A 3003-nucleotide genomic window follows, 5' to 3' on the forward strand; every position below is an offset into this window, starting at 1 on the left:
TCCTTAGCTCAGTCGGTAGAGCGACGGACTGTTAATCCGCAGGTCGCTGGTTCGAGCCCAGCAGGAGGAGCCACATTTAAAAAGCCGCATCAATGATGCGGCTTTTTTTTTCGTTTCTAGTTCATCAAATTTACTTGGTCATCCATCACCCAAAACTGGAGCATTTTTCTTCAATAAGTTGGCAAGTGTGCAACTCAGTTCTATACCTATAGTATCAATAGTCTGAGTGACAGAATAAGTATGCCCCGATCCACAGAACAGAAACCATTATTCGTCATTGCTGCAGAAGTCTCGGCAGAGCTAAATCGTGGGGTTAAAATAGCCAAACAGCTTCAGCTTGTTGCCAGTAATGCCAGAGCATTAGCGTTGAGAGCCGGTCAAAGTGCTGCGGGTTTTCGACCAGTTACAGACTCAATTGACGAGCTAGTTCTACTGACCTTTCATTCTTCCAGCACCATCAATCTTAAAGCGCAGCAACTCAGTCAAATCGCCACCGAACGTACACGAGCTCAATTTGTGCTAGAGCGGCTGGATCATGTGGTTGTATTAGCAGGTAACGCACGCTTCGCAGCCAGCTTATCAAGTGCTAAATCACGTTCACAAGAGGAATATACACTTCTTAATCAGCTATTCAGAACGCAAGCTAAAGACCTCCAGGAAGCTTTACAAGAACTTTATGACCAGTTACGTATTGCTCAGATAATTTCCACAATGCTGAGTGTTGAAGCATCTCAAGTCGATGAGCGCTATCGAGAGCAACTCAATACCATAGCGGATAGCGTGACCAAGTTCTCTGACGCCATTCGTCTTCATGTTTCCCAATCACTTAAACTTTTCTCACTCTTTTTATAAGCAAGGAAGTTTCATTATGCGTTCAGAAATTCTTTACCAAGAGGGGAACCACCAGTGGTTAATGTTTGGTAGAGATCCACACAAGCCAGATAAGATCATCGATACCAACCAATATATGATCATACACAACGGTCAGGCTATGCTGCTTGACCCTGGTGGTATCGAACTTTTCTCTGCAATGCTGAGTAGCGTTGTTAAAGAAGTCCCACTTGAACAAATAACACATTTGTTCGCCTCGCATCAGGACCCTGACATTATCTCCTCTCTTGGATTATGGGATAAAACTTTGCCTAAAGCCACTTTGCACTCTCCATGGCTTTGGGAGGGATTTATACGTCACTTTGGTATGGAGTCGATTCACTTCTCACCGATAAGAGATGATGGGGGGAGCGTTTCTATCGCGGGGCTTGAGATACAGTTCATACCCGCACACTACATGCATTCCTCTGGTAACTTTTCAGTCTATGATTCAGATGCAAAAATCTTGATGTCCGGCGATATTGGAGCAGCGTTAGACAAACTTGATGCTCCCATTTTCGTTACTGACTTTAACTCACACAAAGAAAAAATGGCCTACTTTCACCAACGATGGATGCCATCAGAAAAAGCCAAATCCAAATGGATAGAACATGTCAGTAAACTCGATATCGAGATGATGTGCCCACAGCATGGTGGCATATTCAAAGGTGATGATGTGAAACGCTTTCTAGAATGGCTGGATAAATTAGAGGTAGGAATTGCAGTATAGGCTCAGTGACGAATACCAATTGATGAAAATATGCTGTAGTCAAAGCAACTCATACCAATCTAACTAAAAATATGATCTAATTGAGGCTGTTACTTCTTCGTGATAAATGACGCTATGTACAGTCTCAATAACATTGATTTCAAAAAACTTGCTAGCCAACAAAAATCTATTCAAATGAAGATGCGATTGCTCGCATTGGCCCATTTTAAAGATGGCCACTCTCGAACCCAAATTGCTAAGTTCCTTAAGGTAAGCAGAACCAGTGTGAATAAATGGGTACAAACCTTCCTTGAAGAAGGGCTTGAAGGACTGCAAGAGAAACCAAGAACGGGTCGCCCAGCATTTCTTAACGCGGAGCAGCGAGAACAATTAGGTCAGTATATAAAAGCTCGAGCAATGGATTCGTCTGGCGGTCGATTAACTGGTAACGATATTCATCCTTATATCGTTAATGAATTTGGCAAACACTACCACCCAGATTCGATCTACTACTTGCTCAACCATATGGGCTTTTCTTGGATAACTTCACGCTCCAAGCACCCTCGTCAATCCCAGCAAATCCAAGACGATTTTAAAAAAATTCAAAATTGAAACGATCCTTAAGATCCCCGGTCACATGGGGCTTGATAACGTCGATGTCTGGTTTCAAGATGAAGCAAGATTTGGCCAGCAAAACACGACAACTCGACTTTGGGCTGAGCGTGGCTCAAGACCAAGAGTGGTAAAACAGCAGCAGTTTGAATATGCGTATTTGTTTGGCTCAGTATGCCCCGCTAGAGGTATTGGTGAGGTAATGGTCGTTCCTTGGGTGAACAAGAACATAATGGTTGAGCATCTGAAGCAGATCTCCGCGGTGACCGAAAAAGGTCGTCACGCAGTGGTCATTATGGACGGCGCGAGTTGGCATACCAATGACATTGCTGAGCCATTTGATAATGTCAGTATCATCAAGCTTCCACCCTATTCCCCAGAGCTCAACCCGATAGAACAAGTGTGGAGTTGGTTAAGACAACACCATCTCGCTAATCAATCTTTTGCGAATTACGAAGACATTGTCTCCAAAGTATGTAGGGCTTGGAATAGTTTTTTGGAATGTTCGACCAGAGTCAGACAGATGTGCTCGAGAAGATGGATAGACCTGACCAGTCAATTTTCCAGATTGGTCTAAAACAAAAAAGTCTCAACATAGTTGAGACTTTAATAAATTCCTTGGAAGAAATATGGCAGGGGTGGAGAGATTCGAACTCCCAACACGCGGATTTGGAATCCGCTGCTCTGCCAATTGGAGCTACACCCCTGCAGTTCGTGTTTAATGAGACGACTCTCGAATAAGTGGCGGAGCGGACGGGACTCGAACCCGCGACCCCCGGCGTGACAGGCCGGTATTCTAACCAACTGAACTA

3 protein-coding genes and 1 tRNA gene are annotated in these 3003 nt (G+C 44.0%); 3 read left to right on the top strand and 1 reads right to left on the bottom strand.

Annotated features, from left to right (window positions below; all coding sequences use genetic code 11):
- Positions 1-240 precede the first annotated feature (240 nt).
- From LZU85_RS20550 to LZU85_RS20560, 3 genes are all read left to right on the top strand, one after another.
- The gene (locus tag LZU85_RS20550) at positions 241-852 is read left to right on the top strand and encodes a chemotaxis protein (protein ID WP_237288410.1); all 612 of its coding nucleotides are present in this window, start codon (positions 241-243) and stop codon (positions 850-852) included.
- Positions 853-868: 16 nt separating this feature from the next.
- Positions 869-1600: an oxygen-binding di-iron domain-containing protein gene (locus LZU85_RS20555; protein ID WP_176299817.1), complete on the top strand. Its 732-nt coding sequence runs from the start codon at positions 869-871 to the stop codon at positions 1598-1600.
- A gap of 114 nt (positions 1601-1714) precedes the next feature.
- A protein-coding gene (locus LZU85_RS20560; RefSeq protein WP_272909936.1) for an IS630 family transposase occupies positions 1715-2768 on the top strand; the annotation gives its coding sequence in 2 pieces (ribosomal slippage) (positions 1715-2173 and positions 2175-2768; 1053 coding nt in all).
- A 53-nt stretch (positions 2769-2821) separates the two neighbouring features.
- Here the strand turns inward: LZU85_RS20560 and LZU85_RS20565 are convergent.
- Positions 2822-2898: transfer RNA gene (locus LZU85_RS20565), tRNA-Trp, on the bottom strand.
- Positions 2899-3003 lie beyond the last annotated feature (105 nt).

Origin of the sequence: Vibrio floridensis (assembly GCF_021852965.1) — a bacterium.
GTDB classification, from domain to species: Bacteria; Pseudomonadota; Gammaproteobacteria; order Enterobacterales; family Vibrionaceae; genus Vibrio; species Vibrio floridensis.